Source organism: Algoriphagus taiwanensis (assembly GCF_036245645.1).
In the GTDB taxonomy this organism is placed as follows: domain Bacteria; phylum Bacteroidota; class Bacteroidia; order Cytophagales; family Cyclobacteriaceae; genus Algoriphagus; species Algoriphagus taiwanensis.
Genome location: NZ_BTPE01000008.1, coordinates 26,168 through 44,651, shown reverse-complemented (window position 1 = coordinate 44,651; position 18,484 = coordinate 26,168). Strand labels below are relative to the sequence as shown.

Here is an 18,484-nt window from a genome sequence, read left to right as displayed (position 1 = left end):
TCTCAACCTCAATTTTTCATCAGTGAACCAAAAATCAAAATGGAACAAGCACAAATAGACTTCATGAAAAAAGCCATCACTTTGGCCAAGGAGGGGATGCTCGCCGGTAATGGTGGCCCTTTTGGCTGTGTGATCGTCAAAGACGGAAAGATCATCGGGCAGGGTTCCAACATGGTTTTGAAAACCAACGATCCAACAGCCCATGCCGAAGTAGTGGCGATCCGGGATGCTTGCAAAAACCTCAATCATTTCCAACTCGAAGGCTGTGAGGTCTATACTTCCTGCGAACCCTGCCCTATGTGTTTGGGAGCGATTTTTTGGGCGAGACCGAGCAAAGTCTTTTATGCCTGTACCAAAGAAGATGCTGCCGATGCAGGTTTTGATGATGAGTTTATCTATCAGGAAATCGAAGTCAAACCCTCAGAAAGAAAAATCCCTATGGAAAATTTGCTGAGGGAGGAAAGTTTAGAAGCCTTTGAAATCTGGAAAGAAAAGGGAGATAAGACGCTGTATTGAAGTTAAGGAGCTAGGAGGAAAGGGAATCGGAAAAAATTCATTCACTTGGAATTTTTCAATTGGGAATTTAATAATATGAATATACGGTACTTTGCCATTAGCTTCCTTACAAGGCGAAAAGATGTAGTAAACACCAATTTTTTGCCTACTTCGGTCCCCGAAATCCTTCGGGGCAGGCTTTCCGTCATCGGTCTTCCAGCCCAAATTCAAAGGAAAATTTGTCAACTGGCAGAATAGCGTATAATCAGAATTAATAATTTCCTTTTCCCTCAATACAAAAAACCAAAGGCCCAGAGCGGAATCCGGTTTGAATTTCCAGTCGTGATTCCATCCAGGGCCAAATAGGAATTGGGAACTCCCTGAAGTTGATGTGCTGATTTATTGGGTCCGCCGATTTCAAAGTAAAATCCTTGATCTACCTTAAAATCTCCAAACTTCGGAAAACTCACCTGATGTAGGACTTGAAGTTGGTTAAAGAAAAAAGTCTCGCGGACATTTCCCAAGTTCACTTCTGAAGGACTCAAAGCGAAAGCCAAGTTTGGGTTATGCAAATAGATTTTCTCGGGTTTTTGCAAAAAAGAAACTCCCTGAACAGATGATCTCAGCAAATTGAGCACTTGGGCTTGATGAAGCAGGTCCAATACCTTCAGCACTGTATTCCTTGACACTCCCAATCGCTCAGCCAGCTTGCTTACATTTGGGATAAAAGGCACCGACTCACTGATGATGTAAAGGAGCTTCTTCATCGTTTGGATGGTTTTGTGAGTCAATTCCTCAAAAGGTGCAATATCCATCTCCAACACAAGGTGAGTGGTTTGGATCAATCTTTCCGGGTAGAGCTCCTTCCCTTGTTTATAGAATGGATAATATCCAAAAATCAAATAATCCCGAAAAACATATAAAATATCCACCTGATCGGTAATTGACATGGTCAATTCCTGTGGATTAGAAAGCAAGTCCTCTAACCTTAATACAGGAAACGAAATCCCTTTTTCAAGTTCGATATATTCCCTGAGGGACATTCCCGCCAATACATATTGGGCAGCACGTCTTGAGAGGTCTGCATTTCCTTTTGAAATTCCCAAAATCGAAGAGCCAGAGACCACAAAATAGGCATCTTCATACTGATCAAAAAGGGTCTTTAGATCCACCGACCAATGCTCATAGCGATGCACCTCATCCAAAAAAAATCTTCGATAGCCTAATTGATACAGTTCCTCCACCAGCACCACCAATCTGTTTCCTTCAAAATAAAAATCATCCAAACTGAGGTAAATGGACTCCTCCCTTTTTTCCGATTGCATTTTCTGGAGCATAAGTGTAGTCTTTCCTGCGCCACGATGTCCCAGAATCAAGATCAGCCTTTGTTCCCAATCTATTTTTTCAAAAAGATATCGTGCAAATGAAAAACTTAAGACTTCTAGCTTCCTTTTGGATAAGGTGATTAAACGATCCATACTGTTTTTTATAAGAAACAAAAATACAATTTGTTTTTTATAAAAAACATTATAAATAATTGTTTTTTACAGAAAACAATTATTGCATTTTGCAAAACAAAACCCGATCCTTTCAGACCGATTATTTTTTAGACTTTACCTGATGAAAAAAAAGTCTTATTTCAAGGTACAGAAAAGCAACAAAGGAGAGTTTTTATCTATTGAAATTTTTAGTTTTTTGGATAAAGCATGGATTTGAGAATCAGACATACGCTCCAATTTTTCTGGGTTTAGGGAAAAAATCAATTCATCTCCTTTCCCATTTCCCATAAGTAAAAGATCTACCTCCACATCACCGATTTTTATGGTATTGTAGGTCTTAGTGTGCCCTGTACTTTTTTCAACAATGGATTTCAAAAAATCCCCATTTCGAAACGATCCTAAATAGTAGGAAATCACATAGTATCGATCTAATTCAACAATTCCGAAAGAGTGAGTTTTTTTATTTCTATCATTTTGTATCAAATCAAACATTCGATTTTGATCGTACGCGACTTGTTTCAACTCCGACTCGGTGATCGAAAATCCCTGAAAATCAACAAACAAATCCTCTTTCCTAGACAGGAATCTGTCATATCGTTCAATCTTATTGCTCAGGGGATAAATCACAGAAACTTGGTCATTCAAAACAGACATAGACCGATCGCTGCCGAAACCAAGCCCTTCAAACTCTTGATCGATCGGCACCTTAAATTCAAAGTTTTTGGAAGAAATATCATACCTCATAAACTTATATCCTGAACTCCCACTGGTCTGGAAGAGAATTTCATTTCCAGATAAAACCGAAAATGAAAGAAGTGAAGATGCATATTCCTTTTTGATAGGAATCTCTGTCTCAAATCCAAATGAATCGGAGAAGATCAAAAGCTTTCTAACCTTTCTGTCAAGAATAAAAATCTTATTGTTTTGGGGATTAATCTTTAAGTCCCAGATTTCCAAGAATTCACCTGGACTTTCACCCACGGAGGAAATTACTGTCTTAAAATCTCCTTCTGAATTAATAAAACCAACCTGTTGTTTCTTCCCATCCAAGATTAAAAAACCTTCATCCAATGGAATGACCCGGTAAACTGACAAAGGCAGTTCTTCGCCAGAAAGATTCAACGCCTTAGCCTTTGAAAAGACCTCTTCAAATCTGATTTCTTGAGATTGGGGTTGTATTGTTACTGTTTTGACCCTAAGGCTTGGATCGATTGATTTACATCCCACAAAAAAAAGAATTGCAAAAAAGCCTATGTTTCTCATTCAAATTTTAAAGTAGGTTCTAATTTAAAACATCACCTAAAAATCTCCCAAGCGGTACGATTTATTTCAAAAAAACAACCCGATCCTTTCAGACCGGGTTTTCATTCTTTATAAATTATACTTCTGATTTTTATCTTCTTCCTCCGGGAGGCATCATACGACCTAGTGCCTGCTTGGCACCACCCATTTTGTTCATCTGCTTCATCAGCTTGCGCATGTCGTCAAACTGCTTCATGAGATTGTTCACCTCGGTGATATTTCTACCGGAGCCATCTGCAATTCGCTTTCTTCGGCTTCCGTTGATGATGTCCGGCTGCTGACGCTCCTTGGGAGTCATACTTCTTATAATTGCCTCGATGGGCTTGAAGGAATCGTCATCAATATCCAAGCCTTTCATTGCTTTGCCCATTCCGGGGATCATTCCCATCAGGTCTTTGATATTTCCCATCTTCTTCACCTGCTCCAGCTGAGAAAGGAAATCGTCGAAATTGAAGTTGTTTTGACGGATTTTGGCATTGATTCGCTTGGCTTCATCCTCGTCAAAGGCCTGCTGTGCACGCTCGACCAAAGAGATCACGTCACCCATGCCCAGAATCCGCTGGGCCATACGATCTGGATGGAAGACATCCAGATTTTCCATTTTCTCTCCCGTGGAAATAAACTTGATCGGCTTATTGACCACGTGTCGAATGGAAATCGCGGCACCACCCCGGGTATCCCCATCCAGCTTGGTCAGGACTACCCCGTCAAAATCCAATCGCTCGTCAAAGGTCTTGGCAGTATTGACCGCATCCTGACCGGTCATGGAGTCTACCACAAACAAGGTCTCGGATGGATTAAGCGCTTTTTTCAGCTGTTCAATCTCCTGCATCATCTGTTCATCCACCGCCAAGCGGCCCGCGGTATCGACGATTACGGTTTTCTTTCCGGTTTTCTTTGCATGAGCAATCGCATTGTTGGCGATCTGCAGGGAATTTTTATTTTCCGGTTCGGCGTATACCTCCACCCCAATCTGCTCTCCCAACACTTTCAGCTGATCAATCGCCGCAGGCCGGTAGATATCACAGGCGACCAATAGCACTTGGCGACCATTCTTTTTCAAGAAGGCACCCAACTTTCCGGTGAAAGTGGTCTTACCCGAACCCTGCAAACCGGAGATCAAAATCACAGCAGGGTCTCCGCTGAGCTTGATATCCACTTTGGAGCCTCCCATGAGCTTGGTCAACTCCTCTTGGGTGATCTTTACTAGGAGTTGTCCCGGAGAAACGGAGATCAAGACATCCCGGCCCATGGCCTCTTCCTTGATCTTGTCGGTGACTTCTTTGGCTACTTTATAGTTGACGTCGGCATCTATCAAGGCTCTTCGGATCTCCTTTACGGTAGATGCAACGTTGATTTCGGTGATTTTTCCGGTTCCTTTCAGGGTTTTGAAGGCCCGGTCCAGCTTCAAACTTAAATTATCAAACATGTGGCTTTTCGGCTATTTGGTGCAAAAGTAATGATTTTGGGCATTTCTACCTGCTTTTTGTTTAGCTCACAAATGCCTCAGATGGGCACAGATGAAAAAAATCTGTGTATTTCTGTGGCATCTGTGAGCACTAATCAAAAGTCATTTCCTCTCACTCTTTCCCACGAAATCCCTAATTTGCAGCCCGAACGTACTTCAACACGGCCTGCATGAAACTTCAATTTCAGAAAGACATTCTTCCCCACCTGATCGGGGTACTTTTCTTCTACCTTATCGTTGTCCTGTATTTTTCCCCCATGGTCTTTGACGGTAAGATTATCTTCCAAGGGGATATCCTTCAATGGGAAGGCTCTGCCAAAGAAGTCCTCGATTATCGGGCTGAGACGGGCGAGCAATTGCTCTGGACCAATAGCATGTTTGGAGGGATGCCAACCTACTTTATTAGTCTGGAGCTTCCCGGCGACATTACGAATTTGCTGATTTCTATTCTTACCCTAGGACTCCCCCACCCGATCAATGGTCTCTTTTTCGGCATGGTGGGTATGTACATTCTTTTATTGAGCTTTAGAGTGAGGCCCATATTCTCTATGGCCGGTGCGATTGCTTTTTCCTTCAATACCTACAATCTGCTTTCCCTCGAGGCAGGACACAATGCCAAAATCTGGGCAGTTTGCCTCATTCCGCTCATTCTGGCGGGAATTCATCTGGCTTTTGAGCGAAAACACCTCCTCGGCGCGGCCCTTTTGGCCCTAGGTCTTGTACTCCAACTGAAATTCAACCACCTACAGATCACCTACTATACACTGATCATTTCGGTGATTTATGTAGCAGTTCGTCTGATTTTTTCCTGGAAAAAAGAAGGATTTGCCCCCTTGGCCAAAGCTTTGGGCTTTTTGGTGATCGGTGCCTTGCTTGCGGTGGGCGGAAATCTCACCCGATTGGCTACAGCTTTGGAATACAGTCCCTACTCCACAAGGGGAAATGCCACTTTGGAGACTTCTTCAGCTGGCTTGGATAAAGATTATGCTTTTGGCTGGTCCAATGGAATTATGGAATCCCTGACTCTGCTCGTCCCGGACTTTTACGGGGGCGGAAGCAATACCCCCCTTTCCAAGGATTCTGCTTCAGAAAAAGCTCTGAGAGCACAAGGATTGGACCCTGCGCAGATCAATGGATTTGTCAAAAGTGCCCCGACCTATTGGGGAGATCAGCCATTTACGGGTGGGCCGATTTACGGAAGTGTGATTTTGGTATTTTTGGCCATTTTGGGCATTTGGGCTGCGCCAAAAGAAAGTCTGATCACTTTCGGGACGATCATCGTCCTTTCGCTGATGCTGAGTTGGGGAAAAAACCTGGCTTGGTTCAATTATGCTCTTTTTGACATTTTGCCCGGATACAACAAGTTTAGGGCAGTTTCCATGGCTTTGGGAATGACCCTTTTTGCTATCCCGGTTTTGGGAATGATCGCTTTGGAGCGCTTATCCCAAACCAAGGAAATGAAACCGCTACTGATTTCAGGAGGAATAGTGGCAGGATTAACCCTGATTTTGGCCTTGGCTTCGGGAGCCTTTTTCCGGTTTGAGGGAGCGGCGGATGCCAATTTCCCGGATTGGCTGGTCACGGCTTTGAAGTCCGACCGAAAAGCCATGCTTTCTTCCTCAGCTTGGAAAAGCTTCGCCTTCGTGGCACTTTCCATCGGCTTGATTTATTTTTATCTGAAAGGAAAAATATCGGAGCTCATCCTCGGGGCAGGATTGATTGCACTGATCACCATAGATGTATGGACGATCAACAGACGATACCTGAATGAAGAATCCTTTCAGGGAAATCCTTCCAGGCAATATTTTGCTGAAACTCCTGCTGAAAAAGAAATTGCCAAGGACACAGACTATTTTCGTGTGCTTTCGCTTACCGAAGGACTTACTCAGGGAGCGAGAACAAGCTATCGCTTTCAAAGCTTGGGCGGCTATCATGGCGCTAAGCTGAGAAGGTATCAGGATTTGGTAGACAATCAGCTTCAGTTTGAGATTCAGGATTTTGTCCAAAAAGCTCAGGAAGGCAACTTTGACTGGAATGGAATCGGCGTGATCAATATGCTCAACACCAAGTACCTGATGGCTGGCTCGGAGGCTAATTCTGTTTTCGAAAACCCTGAAGCCAACGGGGCGGCCTGGATTCCTCAGGAAGTTTTGCCCGTGGCCTCCAATCAGGAGGAAATAGACCTTTTGGGAGAAATCGACACCAAGGTACAAGCCACCTTGAATACGAAGGAATATGGCTCTATTAGTGCAGGAACGGGCCGAATTGCTTTGACCGAACACCTGCCCAATCAGCTGAACTATTCTGCCGAAATGACTCGTGGCGGCTTGGCGGTATTCTCAGAGATTCACTACCCCAAAGGCTGGAAAGCTACGATTGACGGGGAAGAGGCCGAGATTCTGCGAGTGAACTATCTGCTGAGAGGTTTGCAAATACCGGAAGGTAATCACGAGATTGTCTTTACCTTTGAGCCTTCAAGCTACTACAGCACCAAGACCCCAACCATTATTTTCCAATATTTGATCCTGATCGCGTTGGCAGGCGGAATTTTCCTCACTTTCAGAAAAAGTCATGTCCAATCCTGAAAATAAAGACAAAGTCGTCAGCTTCTACGACCAATTTGCGGAGAAGCAGGAAAAAACCGGAATAAACTCCAGGCACTTAAGCATTTTGGATAAGGTAAAGCTTGCCGGACTACAATCCGACCACAAAATCCTTGAAGTGGGCTGTGGGATTGGTACAGTATCCCATCTGCTTGCCACGCAGGTGCCCAAAGGGAAAGTGCTTGCGGTGGATATTTCACCAGAAAGTATCGAGAAAGCGAAATTGCTTTGGAAGGATCAAAAAAACCTCAGTTTCGAGGTCTCCGACATGTCTGACTTTGACAAAAAAGGAGAGACTTTCGATTTCTTTGTATTCCCAGATGTGCTTGAGCACATCCCTGTAAATCAGCATTTCCGGCTTTTTCAGAAAATCCAAAAGCATTCCCATTCGGATTCGGTGATTTTTATCCACATTCCTGCCCCTCGCTACCTGCAGTGGATGATCGAAAATGAGCCTGCAAAGCTACAGGTCATCGATCAGCCTTTGGACTCAGGAGACCTGATCAAAAACATTACAGCCAATGGGTTTTACCTCGAAAAGATGGAAACCTATTCCCTTTTCTTTGAAGAAAAAGACTACCAGTACTTTGTCTTTCGCGCAGCAAAACCCCTTCAAAAATCAACCCCAAAAAACAAATGGGCTGTCCTGAAAGAGCGAATCCGAATTCGCCTCAAATACGGGCTTCCAAACAAATAAAAAATCTATGAAAATCGAGGAAAAAACAGTGGTAGGCCTGACCTACGAACTCAAAGTCAGCCGAGACGAGGACGATATCGAGTCAGCGCCTTTCAGTGTGGAAATCAGGGACGAGGAAGACCCATTCTATTTTCTTTTTGGCCAAAGCGGCCTTCCTGAAAAATTTGAAGAGCTTCTTGCCGGAAAAAAAGAAGGGGAAGATTTTTCCTTTGTGCTCAGTGCCCAAGAAGCTTATGGAGATGCCGATGATGAGCTGATCATTACCCTACCCACGGCTCAATTTTCAGGAGAGAGGGGCTTTTCACCCGAAATGCTGGATGAAGGAAATTTTCTTCCGCTGATGGATGAAAATGGATATAGCATGCAGGCCAAAATCCTCAAAAATCTGGGGGATCAATTGATTTTGGATTTCAATCATCCTTTGGTGGGCTTTGACCTCCACTTTGATGGAAAAATCATTGAGGTAAGACCTGCCACCGCAGAAGAAATGGAGCACGGACATGTGCACGGAGAGCACGGCGCTCACGATTGATCGAGATAAATAAAATGAAAAAGCCACCTAAGAGTCAATCCAGGTGGCTGTTTTCTTTTAGCCTAGCAAAAGCGTAAGGTTTCGGTGATTGGAAACTCTCCCAATATAGCCATACCCGTTGGTCGTTCGGGCAGTGGCGGAGACAATGAAGCTATAAGCACAGCTTTGAGGCGGTCTCCAATTTCCGCTTGCGGGGATCAATTGATTGGAAAATCCCTGCCAATTGCCTTTGGAAGGTTCATAGCTTTCTGAAAATATTGCCGCCGACTGACCTGCACCGTAAGTAGCATAGAAGCTGACTCCCAGAAGATTTCCCTGAGGATCAAATGCCGTAATCCTGAAATTGATTCCATCCGGAGCATTGCCGATTGTCTCAATCGCACAGGCGGAGACTTCGGTCTTTCCATGCTTGATGCTTTCAATATTCACCTCTGGTAGATGATTATCTATATAGAGTTCAATGGTTTGACTGGCCGTGAGGTCAGGCAAATCCACAAAGCCTACCCGCTTGTAAAACACCACATTGACTGAATAAAGACCGGGAAGAAGGGCTGTGGTAGGAAACTGAATCAGCAGATCATCAATGGAATAATCCTTGGACGGATCCGGCAATTCATAGAATCCCAAGCTTGATGGACCAAAAGTCTCCAAAATATAGGTGGACCCATTCCATCGGTAATTCGACCAATTGGAAATCAGCTTTTGGGCAGTACCACCCGGAGGGGTGATATGTACCTGATATTTTTTTCTGCCAGCATCCCAAAGATTCTGAATTTTGGTTCGATTACCAATCAGATTGAGCGTACCGCCGAAAGCTGCATTTTGGGCAGGAACGAAATAGCCCGGATCTGTGGTAGCTCTTCCTGAGGAATTGATCTTAGTCGTGGGAATCATTCCCACACTTCCGATCAACGGTCCCAAATCCTTGGATGGAATGGCAGGTTTTCGGGAAAGGACTAATTGACGGAGCTTGGTAAAATCCTTGTAGAAATTACCGGGAAAATCTGTAGTAAACCCAGAGCTGCTGGATTTAACCCGGAACCCGAAATAAGTGTAGGGCGTGCTCAGCGGCCAGGAAATGGCCACATTGATTTCACTCAGATCGATTTTGAATTTCCAAATCCTGTGTGACCCGGAAGCATTCATACTGGACCCAAATTCCTGCCGCACTTCACTCATTGAAGTATCAGGAAGAAGACCGGTCCACCTTCCCGGACCAAGGTATTTTTGTTTACCCAATTTATTGGGCTGTCCGGGGTAGAGAGCATAGTTCACGTCCGAATTGGAAGTGATCGCCCGGTCCCGGTTGACATCAAAAGTCAACCAAAAATAATCGTTGGTTCCAGTGTCATTTCCGGTGTCCTCGACTACATCCAGAGCCAAATAGAGAAATCTGGCATCATTCTTTGCCAAAACAAACCCCCGCGAAAACTTGAGGGTACCGGCATCATCCCAAGCACCCGAACTGAAAGGAGCATCGAGATCAATAGGGACTTGTGCCCATTCGCTTTTGAAAGGAAGTGCAAAAACGATGGGAGACGTAATGGAAAGGCTTCTTAGCTTAGCCATAAATTGAAGAATTTTAGTTAAAAATAAATTAGGTATTCACTCCGGAGACCGGAAACTACTGGATAAATATCCCGAAGAGGAACATTGACAAAATCTTTCGGGAACCTAATACGCTTGTTAAACTATTTTAACAAGTATCTGAAAATCAGTTAGATATAAAGCTATACCTTTTTGGTTAAAAACAAAAAAATCCTGCCATTTGTGACAGGATTTTTGAGGGATTTAAGAAAGTGAACCTTTATAAATTACTTACTGGGAAGGATTTTGCCGCTTACTTCACCAAACCCCACTCTGATGCCGTCTTTTTCTGCAAAGCCTTTCAGGGTTACCGTATCTCCGTCCTCTATAAATTTGCGTTCTTCCCCGTCTTCCAGCTTCACAGGTCGTGTTCCTTTCCAGCTGAGTTCTAGCATAGAACCGTAGGAGTCTTCTGTCGCGCCGGATATGGTGCCAGAGGCCATCATATCCCCTACATTGATATTGCATCCATTGACCGTGTGATGGGCTAGCTGCTGGGCAATATTCCAGTACATGTAGCTGAAGTTGGACTGACAGACTTTGGTGGCTTTTTTGCCTTCCGGCTGAATATACACCTCCAGATTGATGTCAAAACTGTGATTCTGTTCGCATTTGAGGTAATCGAGCACCTCGGGTTCTTGCGTAGGACCAGCCACACGGAAGGGTTCCAAGGCCTCCAAGGTGACCACCCATGGAGAAATGGAAGATCCAAAGTTTTTCCCCAAAAATGGACCCAAGGGTACATATTCCCAAGCTTGAATATCTCGGGCAGACCAATCATTGAACAGGACCATTCCAAAAATATACTCTTCGGCATCTGCAGTACTTACAGCATCCCCAAGTTTGGTTTGGCGTCCGGTAATAAATGCCATTTCCAATTCAAAGTCCAATCTCCGACTGGGTCCAAAACCCGGCTTATCCATATTCGGATCTTTGAATTGCCCTTTTGGACGATAGATTGGTGTACCTGACACGACTATGGAAGAGGCCCTTCCATGATAGCCTACGGGCAGGTGCTTCCAGTTGGGCAAAAGGGCATTTTCCGGATCACGGAACATTTTACCCACATTGGTCGCATGCTCTATGCTGGAGTAAAAATCAGTGTAATCCCCGATTTTTACCGGCAGGAGCATTTCTGCCTCTTTGCGGTTGACCATCACTTTTCCCCGGGCAGAATGATCTCTCAGCTCTTCGTTGTCTGCAAGTAAAAGCTGCTGTACCCGCTCTCTGATTTTGCGCGTTTGTGTTTTCCCCAAAGCGATCAGGTCGTTGAGCGAATCCTTTAGAAATATTCCCTCAGGCAGGAAAAAGGTGGAAAAGAAGCCCTCCTGATCCAGAACACTGAGGTCGACGATTTTATCCCCTATTGCTATCCCGATTCTCGGGCTGAGTTTTTTGTTTTTGAAAACTCCAAAGGGAAGATTATAAATGGTGAAATCGGAGTGATTCGGCATTTCTACCCAGGTACTCAGGGTATTGTTCGAACTGTCGGACATAAGTAAAAATTATTGAGATGCAAATTTAGCCTTATCTGGGTAAATGAAAAATCAAACCACACCTCCGTGAGGATAATCCGTGAGACTCAGGCTAAAAAAAGCCATTTATCAAAAATCAGCGACGATTTGGAATTTGGTGCTTAACTTAAGTTTTCTAAACTCAACAAACTATGAGATCAAAACTGATACTGTTTTCTTTTTGGTTTTTTCTGGGACTGAGTCCACTGGTTATTGCCCAGGAAAAACCTGTTTTAGTCCAACTCGATGAGATCGCTATCATCGATCAGAAAGTAATGATGCCTATGCGGGATGGAACCCGGCTCGCGACGGACATCTATCGACCCAAAGGGGATGCCAAAGTACCTGTCGTTTACTCCAGAACCCCTTATAATTTCAACACCTTCGGAAACGGAGAAATGAATGAAAGAACCCTTCAGACTGCCCTTTCTTGGGTGAAAAAAGGCTATGCCTACGTGGTACAAAACGAAAGGGGACGATTCTTTTCCGAAGGAAATTGGGACATTCTCGGCACCCCATTGACGGATAGCTACGATGCGTTTGAGTGGATGTCTACCCAGCCTTGGAGCAATGGTAAAATCGGTCTTTTAGGCTGTTCCTCCACTGCCGAATGGCAAATGGCTGCGGCCTCCCTTCAGCACCCTGCTTTGGGTGCCATGGTACCTCAGGGTTACGGTGCAGGAGTCGGCAGGATCGGAGACTACTACGAGCAGGGCAACTGGTATCGGGGTGGTGCGGGACAGATGCTTTTTACTGCATGGCTGTACAGCACTCAGCATGACCCAATGGCTCCAAGATTGCAGCCGGGTATCGAGCAAAAAGACCTGTTGAGATTGCAGCGCTTCTATGACATGGCGCCGGAATATCCTCGAGTGGATTGGAAAGAGGGATTGGCTCATCTACCTGTGCAAGACATCATTAAAAATGCCAATGGCCCAATGGGAATCTATGAGGAGATGATCACCAGAAAGCCCAACAGTGCCAGATGGTATCAGGGTGGATTGTATCACGATGACATGCCTTTCGATACGCCAAGCATGTGGTTTGTATCTTGGTATGATGTCTCCTCCTCCCCTAACATCGCTCTATACAACCATGCCCGTCAGAATGCCATCAGCCAAATGGCCCGGGACAACCAATACCTGGTAATCGCACCGGTATTGCACTGCGCCTATACACGAGCAACGGAAAATACCATCGTGGGTGAAAGAAGCGTAGGTGATGCACGATGGAATTACGACGAAGTAATTACCGCTTGGTTTGATCTTTGGCTGAAAGGAAAAGACGAAAACGGAACTATTGCAAAGCTTCCCAAAGTGACTTACTACACCATGGGAATCAATAAATGGCAGTCTTCTGATGTATGGCCTCCAAAAGAAGCAGTGATGACTCCTTTCTTTTTGGACTCCGAGGGAAAAGCCAATACAAGAAACGGAGATGGAAAATTGGTAGCAAAAGCCCCAAAAACGGAGGCCAAAGACACTTTCAAGTATGACCCGATGAATCCGGTCAATTCCTATGGCGGAAACGTCTGCTGTACCGGAAATGCTGTCCAAGGTGGTGCCTTTGACCAAAGTGAAATGGAACTTCGGGATGATATCTTGGTGTACACTTCGGAGCCCTTAGCCGAAGGAGTGGAAGTTTCAGGCTTTATCGAAAGCTATTTGTACCTATCCTCCGACGTTTTGGATACGGACGTGACCATCAAGCTGATCGATGTATATCCTGACGGTAAGGCCTATAACCTCGATGAAACCATCCAAAGAGTACGCTACCGTGAAGGATATGACAAAGAAGTCATGATGGAAAACGGAAAAGTCTATGAAATCAAAATGACTCCGATGAGCACGTCCAACTACTTCGAAAAAGGGCATCAAATCCGTATCGAAGTGAGTTCTTCGAACTTCCCAAGATTTGATCGAAATATGAACACAGGTGGAAACAATTACGATGAAACCGAAGGAAAAGTCGCCACCAACAACATTCACCATGGTGGCAAATTCCAAAGCAGGATTGTACTCCCAATGATGAAAAAGTAAAATTGACGCTTAAAGAAAGACCGGCAGCTATGTCGGTCTTTTCTTTTAGGGAAAAAGGGGCAATTCGAAATCCCCTATCCTTTGTTGCACCCACTGGAATAATCAGACTGCTAATGGGATTTTTTTCAAGAGATTGGCCAGAGACAGCAAAGGGGGGCTTGAGGATTTCCACTTTTTTGGCAAAAGATTGTTACTCCTTTCTTATTTCCCTCAAAAGATCAAACCAATCTTGAAATATTACTTATTGTAGGAGATTCTTTCCGTTTATCATTTTTTTTTCTCGAATTATTCTAAAAAGCATTTGGATTGAAGAATTTTTAAGAAATTCGGATACAACCAACAATTTCACAAATCTATGTTTAAACTCTACAAAACTTTGCTCACTATGGCGTTCCTGTGGGGGTCGGTGGGCTGGGCTTGGGCTCAGTACACAGTCACAGGAAAAGTCACTGACGAGCGTACTGGCGAACCGCTAATTGGGGCCAGTATTCTCCTCCAGGGAACTACCACTGGAACGATCACTGACCTAGACGGAGGATTCTCGATCACGATTCCTACCAATGAGGGTACTACCCTAATTTTCTCTTCCATCGGCTACCTGACTCAAAACGTCAATGTGGCTCCGGGTGTCAGCATCCTGAATATTCAGTTGAAGCAAGATGCAACCAACTTGGAAGAAGTCGTAGTCACCGGTTTGGCTACTTCTGTCAAAAGAAGTAACCTCGCCAATGCCGTGACCTCAGTCTCTTCCAGAGAACTATTAGGAACCACGACTATCCAAACAACTGACGGAGCACTTTATGGAAAAGTGCCTGGAGCTACTATCCGATCCAATGGCGGTGCTCCCGGTGGAGGGATTTCCATTCAACTGAGAGGGATTTCCAGTTTGACAGGTGCTTCTCAACCTTTGATTATTGTTGATGGAGTCTACGTCAGCAATGCCTCCCAAAGGACAGGTAGAGCCACGGTAACCGGTGCCGGAGGAAGTAATCAGGATGACGGCTCGAATAGATTGGCAGACATTAACCCTGCCGACATCGAAACCATAGAAATCCTAAAAGGCCCATCAGCTGCGGCTATTTATGGTACAAGGGCAAATGCCGGGGTAATTATCATCACTACCAAAAGAGGCCAAGAAGGAAGAACTACTGTTTCTCTTTCCCAGGATATCGGGTTTGCAGAGCCACTCAGATTATTGGGTGTGGATGATTGGAGTGAAGAAAAGATCAACTTCTTCTTCCCAGAAGCCAGAAGACCACTGGAATTGGAAAGATTCCGAGCTGCTCAAGCCAGTGGAACCTTTGTGGATTATGAAGATTTCTTCTATAACAATCAGGCAACCCTACTTAACACTCGCCTGAATGTGTCTGGAGGTAATGAAAAAACCAAATTCTTTGTTTCAGGAAATATTACCAACGAAGATGGAACGGTCAGAAATACTGGATTTGAGCGATATTCTATCCGGGCAAACATTGACCACAAAATCACCAATTCCATCAAATTGGGTGTTTCTTCCAATTACATTCGGTCCAACACTGACAGGGGCTTTACCGGAAACCAGAATAACACTGGAGCTTCAATCGGTTATTCCATCGCCTATGTCCCCAATTATTATGATTTGAGAAGAAATGCAGATGGAACCTATCCTATCAACCCCTATTTCTCTGAAAACCCGGTAGCAGTCACCGATAATGCAGTAAACAACTCGCTGGTCAACCGATTCATCCAGTCATTCACTTTGGATATTGACTTGTTCAAGACGAGCAACAGCTTCCTGAAAGCACAGTTTTCGGGAGGATTGGATTATTTGCAAAACAGCACCTTGGTTTATCTTCCTGAGTTTCTCCAGTTCCAAAGAGGACAAGCTAACCCAGGAGATATCTTCAAAGGAAATCAAGAAAGCTTCAACACAAACTTCCAGGCTGCTTTGGTGTACAACTGGAATTTAGGATCAGTGAATATGAATACATCCGCTGGTTTGGTCCGATTGGATTTTGAAGACAGCTCTATTTTCAACCGAGGAAGAGGCTTGGTACCAGGACAAACCAACCTCAAGCAAGCTGCAATTCAGGAAATCAATGCTGAGTTCAACAGCAAGATTCAGGATGCGGGCATCTTTGCCCAGCAGGAGGTAAACTGGGAAGACAAGATTATCGGTACAGTGGGTATCCGTTGGGACAAATCTACTCTGAACGGAGACCCTAACCAATTCTACTCCTTCCCTAGAGCTTCTGTGGCGTTTAACTTGGCTAATTTTGACTTCTGGAATGTAGGATTCATGAATCAACTCAAGCCAAGAGTAGCCTATGGTGAAACCGCAGGTCCGGTTGGATTTGGGGCAACTTTCACTCCGCTAGGTGGAACCAACATCGGAGGACTACTCGGCTCAGTGGTAAGTACTCAAATTGGAAACACGCTGATTCTTCCAGAAACGGCGAGAGAATTGGAGTTTGGCTTAGATGCAGGTTTCTTTAATAATCGCTTGAGTATTGAAGCGACCTATTACATCAAGTCCACTCAGAATAATATCCAAAACCTGAATCTGTCTCCTTCTACAGGGGTGAATACCACCCCAAGTAATGAGGCCGAACTGGAAAATAAAGGAATCGAGCTTTCTATTTCGGGCACACCTGTCGAAACAGCAAATTTCCGTTGGTTCAGCCGGGTGATGTTCTGGAAAAATGACCTTTTGATGACTCGATTGGGCATTCCAACCTACATTGCAGGTGCATTTGGAGCAGGTTTGGGAACCTTCCTCTATGCTGAAGGATATTCTCCCACTACCATTGTGGGTACTCCTGCAAACGCTGATAATCCAGGAGGATTTACCTTTTGGGGAGATGCTCAGCCAGACTTCAATATGTCATTTTACAATACCTTGAGTCTATTTAAAGGTTTGGAACTTTCCTTCTTGATTGATTGGAAAAAAGGAGGCGACAACATCAACCTGACCTCTTTCCTTACAGACGGTGGCGGTACCACCAATGGTTGGTTTGAAGATGACAATGGTGACGGAATTCCAAACGGAAGACAAAGACCACCTGCTCCTCACAACAATGCGGGCAGATGGGTGCAAGACGCCTCTTTTGTCAAAATCAGAGAAATCGGCTTGTACTATACTGTTCCAAGAACCACGCTGAACAGCTGGTTTGGCAATACTGTTCAAAACCTGAAAGTAGGTACTTCTGTAAACAATGCTTTTCTGTTTACAGACTATCAGGGTTACGATCCTGAAACCTCCACTTTTGGTGCACAGGCCATTGCAAACAACGTGGACATTGCTCCCTACCCTACTCCCCGAAGAGTATTCTTCCACCTAACTATTGACTTCTAAACCGGCATAATCATGAAAAATGTAAAAAAATACTTTGCTTCAGCATTGATTACCGCCGCAGTTCTCGCCAGCTGTAATCCGCTGCAACTTGACGATGTCCAAGATCCAAATAACCCTTCAGTAGGATCTGTGGCCAACAATGCAACTCCCCAACAGATCCAATTTCTGATAACGGGATTAGAATCACGCCATCGTGGCTACGTGACCAATATTTCTCAAGCTTGGAATACTTTCGGCAGAGAAGTTTGGTACCTCAATGCTTCTGATCCTCGCTTCCAGACAGATTGGCTGGGACAAAACGGAAGAGTCCCTGACCGGTCTTACTTTGGATTTGGAAGTACCGGAGGAGGATCTTGGGCAGCTCCCTATCAGGCAATCAAGCAAGCCGATGTCCTGATTTTGGCTGCTCAAAACACAAGTTTGATTCCTGAAACCTCAAAAAGTGCGGTAAATGGGTTTGCCAAGACCATTCAGGGTTATCAGTTTATGATTCCCGCCAATTTCGTTTATGAAAATGGTATCCGAATCGATGTGACTGATCCTCTGAATCCTGGGCCTTTTGTACCTTATGCTCAGGCATTGGATGCGATCAAGGCAATCTTGGACGCAGGTGATGCGGATTTGGCAGCTGCTGGATCCGGAAACTTCCCTTTTACTTTGACAAGAGGATTTACCGGCTTCAGTACTATCCAGGGACTTAGAAGCGTAAACCGGGCAATTACCGCTAGGCTGAATGCTTATCGCAAAGATTGGCAGGGCGTGCTTTCTGCACTGGAACAATCCTTTATGAATTTGAATGGTCCTTTACAAATTGGCCCTTCCCATCCCTATGGTGCAGCACCGGATATCTTCAATCCGCTGTTTTATATCCCTGATGCGGCAATCAATACCATCATCGTAGTCCATCCTTCAGTATTGGACGATGCTACTCCTGGTGATTTGCGGGTGCAGGAAAAGTTCTTCGAAAGAACAACTCCTGTGACAGTCACCACGGATGCCGGCGCCTTAGTTGGCACCCATCAGGATGCCCGTTGGGCTTCAAATACAGTCTCTATTCCATTCATCAAGAATGAAGAATTGATTCTGCTTAAGGCTGAAGCTCATGCCAATCTCAATCAACCTGCTCAAGCAGTGGAAGCGATCAATATCATTCGCAATGCCGCAGGACTGGGGGATTATACAGGTGCTACTTCTACGGAAGCATTGATTGACGAGATTCTGTATCAAAGAAGATACTCTCTATGGGCTGAACCTTGGGGTCACCGATGGATTGATGCCCGTAGATATGGTAAGCTATCTGAAATCCCTACCAGCTATGACGGAGGTACTATTTTCACCCAATTCCCTCACCCTCAGGCTGAGTTGAACTGGGATGAATATTCAGGAGACTAATTTTCAATTCATTTAATCAAAG

General features: G+C 44.6%; 12 protein-coding genes. 7 read left to right on the top strand and 5 right to left on the bottom strand.

Annotation, left to right across the window (positions count from 1 at the left end; genetic code table 11):
* Nucleotides 1-39 precede the first annotated feature (39 nt).
* Nucleotides 40-516 carry a nucleoside deaminase gene (locus tag AAA938_RS12185; protein ID WP_338229010.1) on the top strand — a complete coding sequence of 159 codons (477 nt, stop codon included), beginning with the start codon at nt 40-42 and terminating at the stop codon, nt 514-516.
* A gap of 269 nt (nt 517-785) precedes the next feature.
* On the opposite strand, the gene AAA938_RS12180 is transcribed toward AAA938_RS12185, so the two are convergent.
* From AAA938_RS12180 to ffh, 3 genes are all read right to left on the bottom strand, one after another.
* Nucleotides 786-1,973, bottom strand: a complete 1,188-nt coding sequence (locus AAA938_RS12180; RefSeq protein ID WP_338229009.1) for an ATP-binding protein — start codon at nt 1,971-1,973, stop codon at nt 786-788.
* A 156-nt stretch (nt 1,974-2,129) separates the two neighbouring features.
* Complete coding sequence (locus AAA938_RS12175; RefSeq protein WP_338229008.1) at nt 2,130-3,257, bottom strand: 6-bladed beta-propeller; 1,128 nt, start codon at nt 3,255-3,257, stop codon at nt 2,130-2,132.
* A gap of 130 nt (nt 3,258-3,387) precedes the next feature.
* The gene (gene ffh, locus AAA938_RS12170) at nt 3,388-4,725 is read right to left on the bottom strand and encodes a signal recognition particle protein (protein WP_338229007.1); all 1,338 of its coding nucleotides are present in this window, start codon (nt 4,723-4,725) and stop codon (nt 3,388-3,390) included.
* 209 nt (nt 4,726-4,934) lie between these two features.
* On the opposite strand from ffh, the gene AAA938_RS12165 reads away from it, so the two are divergent.
* From AAA938_RS12165 to AAA938_RS12155, 3 genes are read left to right on the top strand one after another with little or no spacing between them, the layout of a single operon-like run.
* Complete coding sequence (locus tag AAA938_RS12165) at nt 4,935-7,349, top strand: YfhO family protein (RefSeq protein WP_338229006.1); 2,415 nt, start codon at nt 4,935-4,937, stop codon at nt 7,347-7,349.
* Complete coding sequence (locus AAA938_RS12160; protein WP_338229005.1) at nt 7,336-8,064, top strand: class I SAM-dependent methyltransferase; 729 nt, start codon at nt 7,336-7,338, stop codon at nt 8,062-8,064. Before AAA938_RS12165 ends, AAA938_RS12160 begins: the two co-directional genes overlap by 14 nt.
* 7 nt (nt 8,065-8,071) lie before the next feature.
* Complete coding sequence (locus tag AAA938_RS12155; protein ID WP_338229004.1) at nt 8,072-8,596, top strand: FKBP-type peptidyl-prolyl cis-trans isomerase; 525 nt, start codon at nt 8,072-8,074, stop codon at nt 8,594-8,596.
* A 57-nt stretch (nt 8,597-8,653) separates the two neighbouring features.
* Here the strand turns inward: AAA938_RS12155 and AAA938_RS12150 are convergent, their stop codons facing one another.
* Both AAA938_RS12150 and fahA read right to left on the bottom strand, forming a co-directional pair.
* Nucleotides 8,654-10,165, bottom strand: coding sequence for a hypothetical protein (locus tag AAA938_RS12150; RefSeq protein WP_338229003.1), 1,512 nt, complete (start codon nt 10,163-10,165; stop codon nt 8,654-8,656).
* 245 nt (nt 10,166-10,410) lie between these two features.
* Complete coding sequence (fahA, locus tag AAA938_RS12145; RefSeq protein WP_338229002.1) at nt 10,411-11,679, bottom strand: fumarylacetoacetase; 1,269 nt, start codon at nt 11,677-11,679, stop codon at nt 10,411-10,413.
* A 170-nt stretch (nt 11,680-11,849) separates the two neighbouring features.
* On the opposite strand from fahA, the gene AAA938_RS12140 reads away from it, so the two are divergent.
* From AAA938_RS12140 to AAA938_RS12130, 3 genes are all read left to right on the top strand, one after another.
* On the top strand, nt 11,850-13,736 hold the full coding sequence (locus tag AAA938_RS12140; protein WP_338229001.1) for a CocE/NonD family hydrolase: 1,887 nt from the start codon (nt 11,850-11,852) through the stop codon (nt 13,734-13,736).
* A 355-nt stretch (nt 13,737-14,091) separates the two neighbouring features.
* On the top strand, nt 14,092-17,070 hold the full coding sequence (locus AAA938_RS12135; protein ID WP_338229000.1) for a SusC/RagA family TonB-linked outer membrane protein: 2,979 nt from the start codon (nt 14,092-14,094) through the stop codon (nt 17,068-17,070).
* Between the two features lie 12 nt (nt 17,071-17,082).
* A complete protein-coding gene (locus tag AAA938_RS12130) occupies nt 17,083-18,462 on the top strand; it encodes a RagB/SusD family nutrient uptake outer membrane protein (RefSeq protein ID WP_338228999.1) in 1,380 nt (459 codons plus the stop codon).
* Nucleotides 18,463-18,484: the final 22 nt, after the last annotated feature.

Excerpts from the sequence above, each read along its gene's own strand:
- AAA938_RS12185 (WP_338229010.1), top strand. The coding sequence starts at position 40 with ATGGAACAAGCACAAATAGACTTCATGAAAAAAGCCATCACTTTGGCC.
- AAA938_RS12180 (WP_338229009.1), bottom strand. The coding sequence starts at position 1,973 with ATGGATCGTTTAATCACCTTATCCAAAAGGAAGCTAGAAGTCTTAAGT.
- AAA938_RS12175 (WP_338229008.1), bottom strand. The coding sequence starts at position 3,257 with ATGAGAAACATAGGCTTTTTTGCAATTCTTTTTTTTGTGGGATGTAAA.
- ffh (WP_338229007.1), bottom strand. The coding sequence starts at position 4,725 with ATGTTTGATAATTTAAGTTTGAAGCTGGACCGGGCCTTCAAAACCCTG.
- AAA938_RS12165 (WP_338229006.1), top strand. The coding sequence starts at position 4,935 with ATGAAACTTCAATTTCAGAAAGACATTCTTCCCCACCTGATCGGGGTA.
- AAA938_RS12160 (WP_338229005.1), top strand. The coding sequence starts at position 7,336 with ATGTCCAATCCTGAAAATAAAGACAAAGTCGTCAGCTTCTACGACCAA.
- AAA938_RS12155 (WP_338229004.1), top strand. The coding sequence starts at position 8,072 with ATGAAAATCGAGGAAAAAACAGTGGTAGGCCTGACCTACGAACTCAAA.
- AAA938_RS12150 (WP_338229003.1), bottom strand. The coding sequence starts at position 10,165 with ATGGCTAAGCTAAGAAGCCTTTCCATTACGTCTCCCATCGTTTTTGCA.
- fahA (WP_338229002.1), bottom strand. The coding sequence starts at position 11,679 with ATGTCCGACAGTTCGAACAATACCCTGAGTACCTGGGTAGAAATGCCG.
- AAA938_RS12140 (WP_338229001.1), top strand. The coding sequence starts at position 11,850 with ATGAGATCAAAACTGATACTGTTTTCTTTTTGGTTTTTTCTGGGACTG.
- AAA938_RS12135 (WP_338229000.1), top strand. The coding sequence starts at position 14,092 with ATGTTTAAACTCTACAAAACTTTGCTCACTATGGCGTTCCTGTGGGGG.
- AAA938_RS12130 (WP_338228999.1), top strand. The coding sequence starts at position 17,083 with ATGAAAAATGTAAAAAAATACTTTGCTTCAGCATTGATTACCGCCGCA.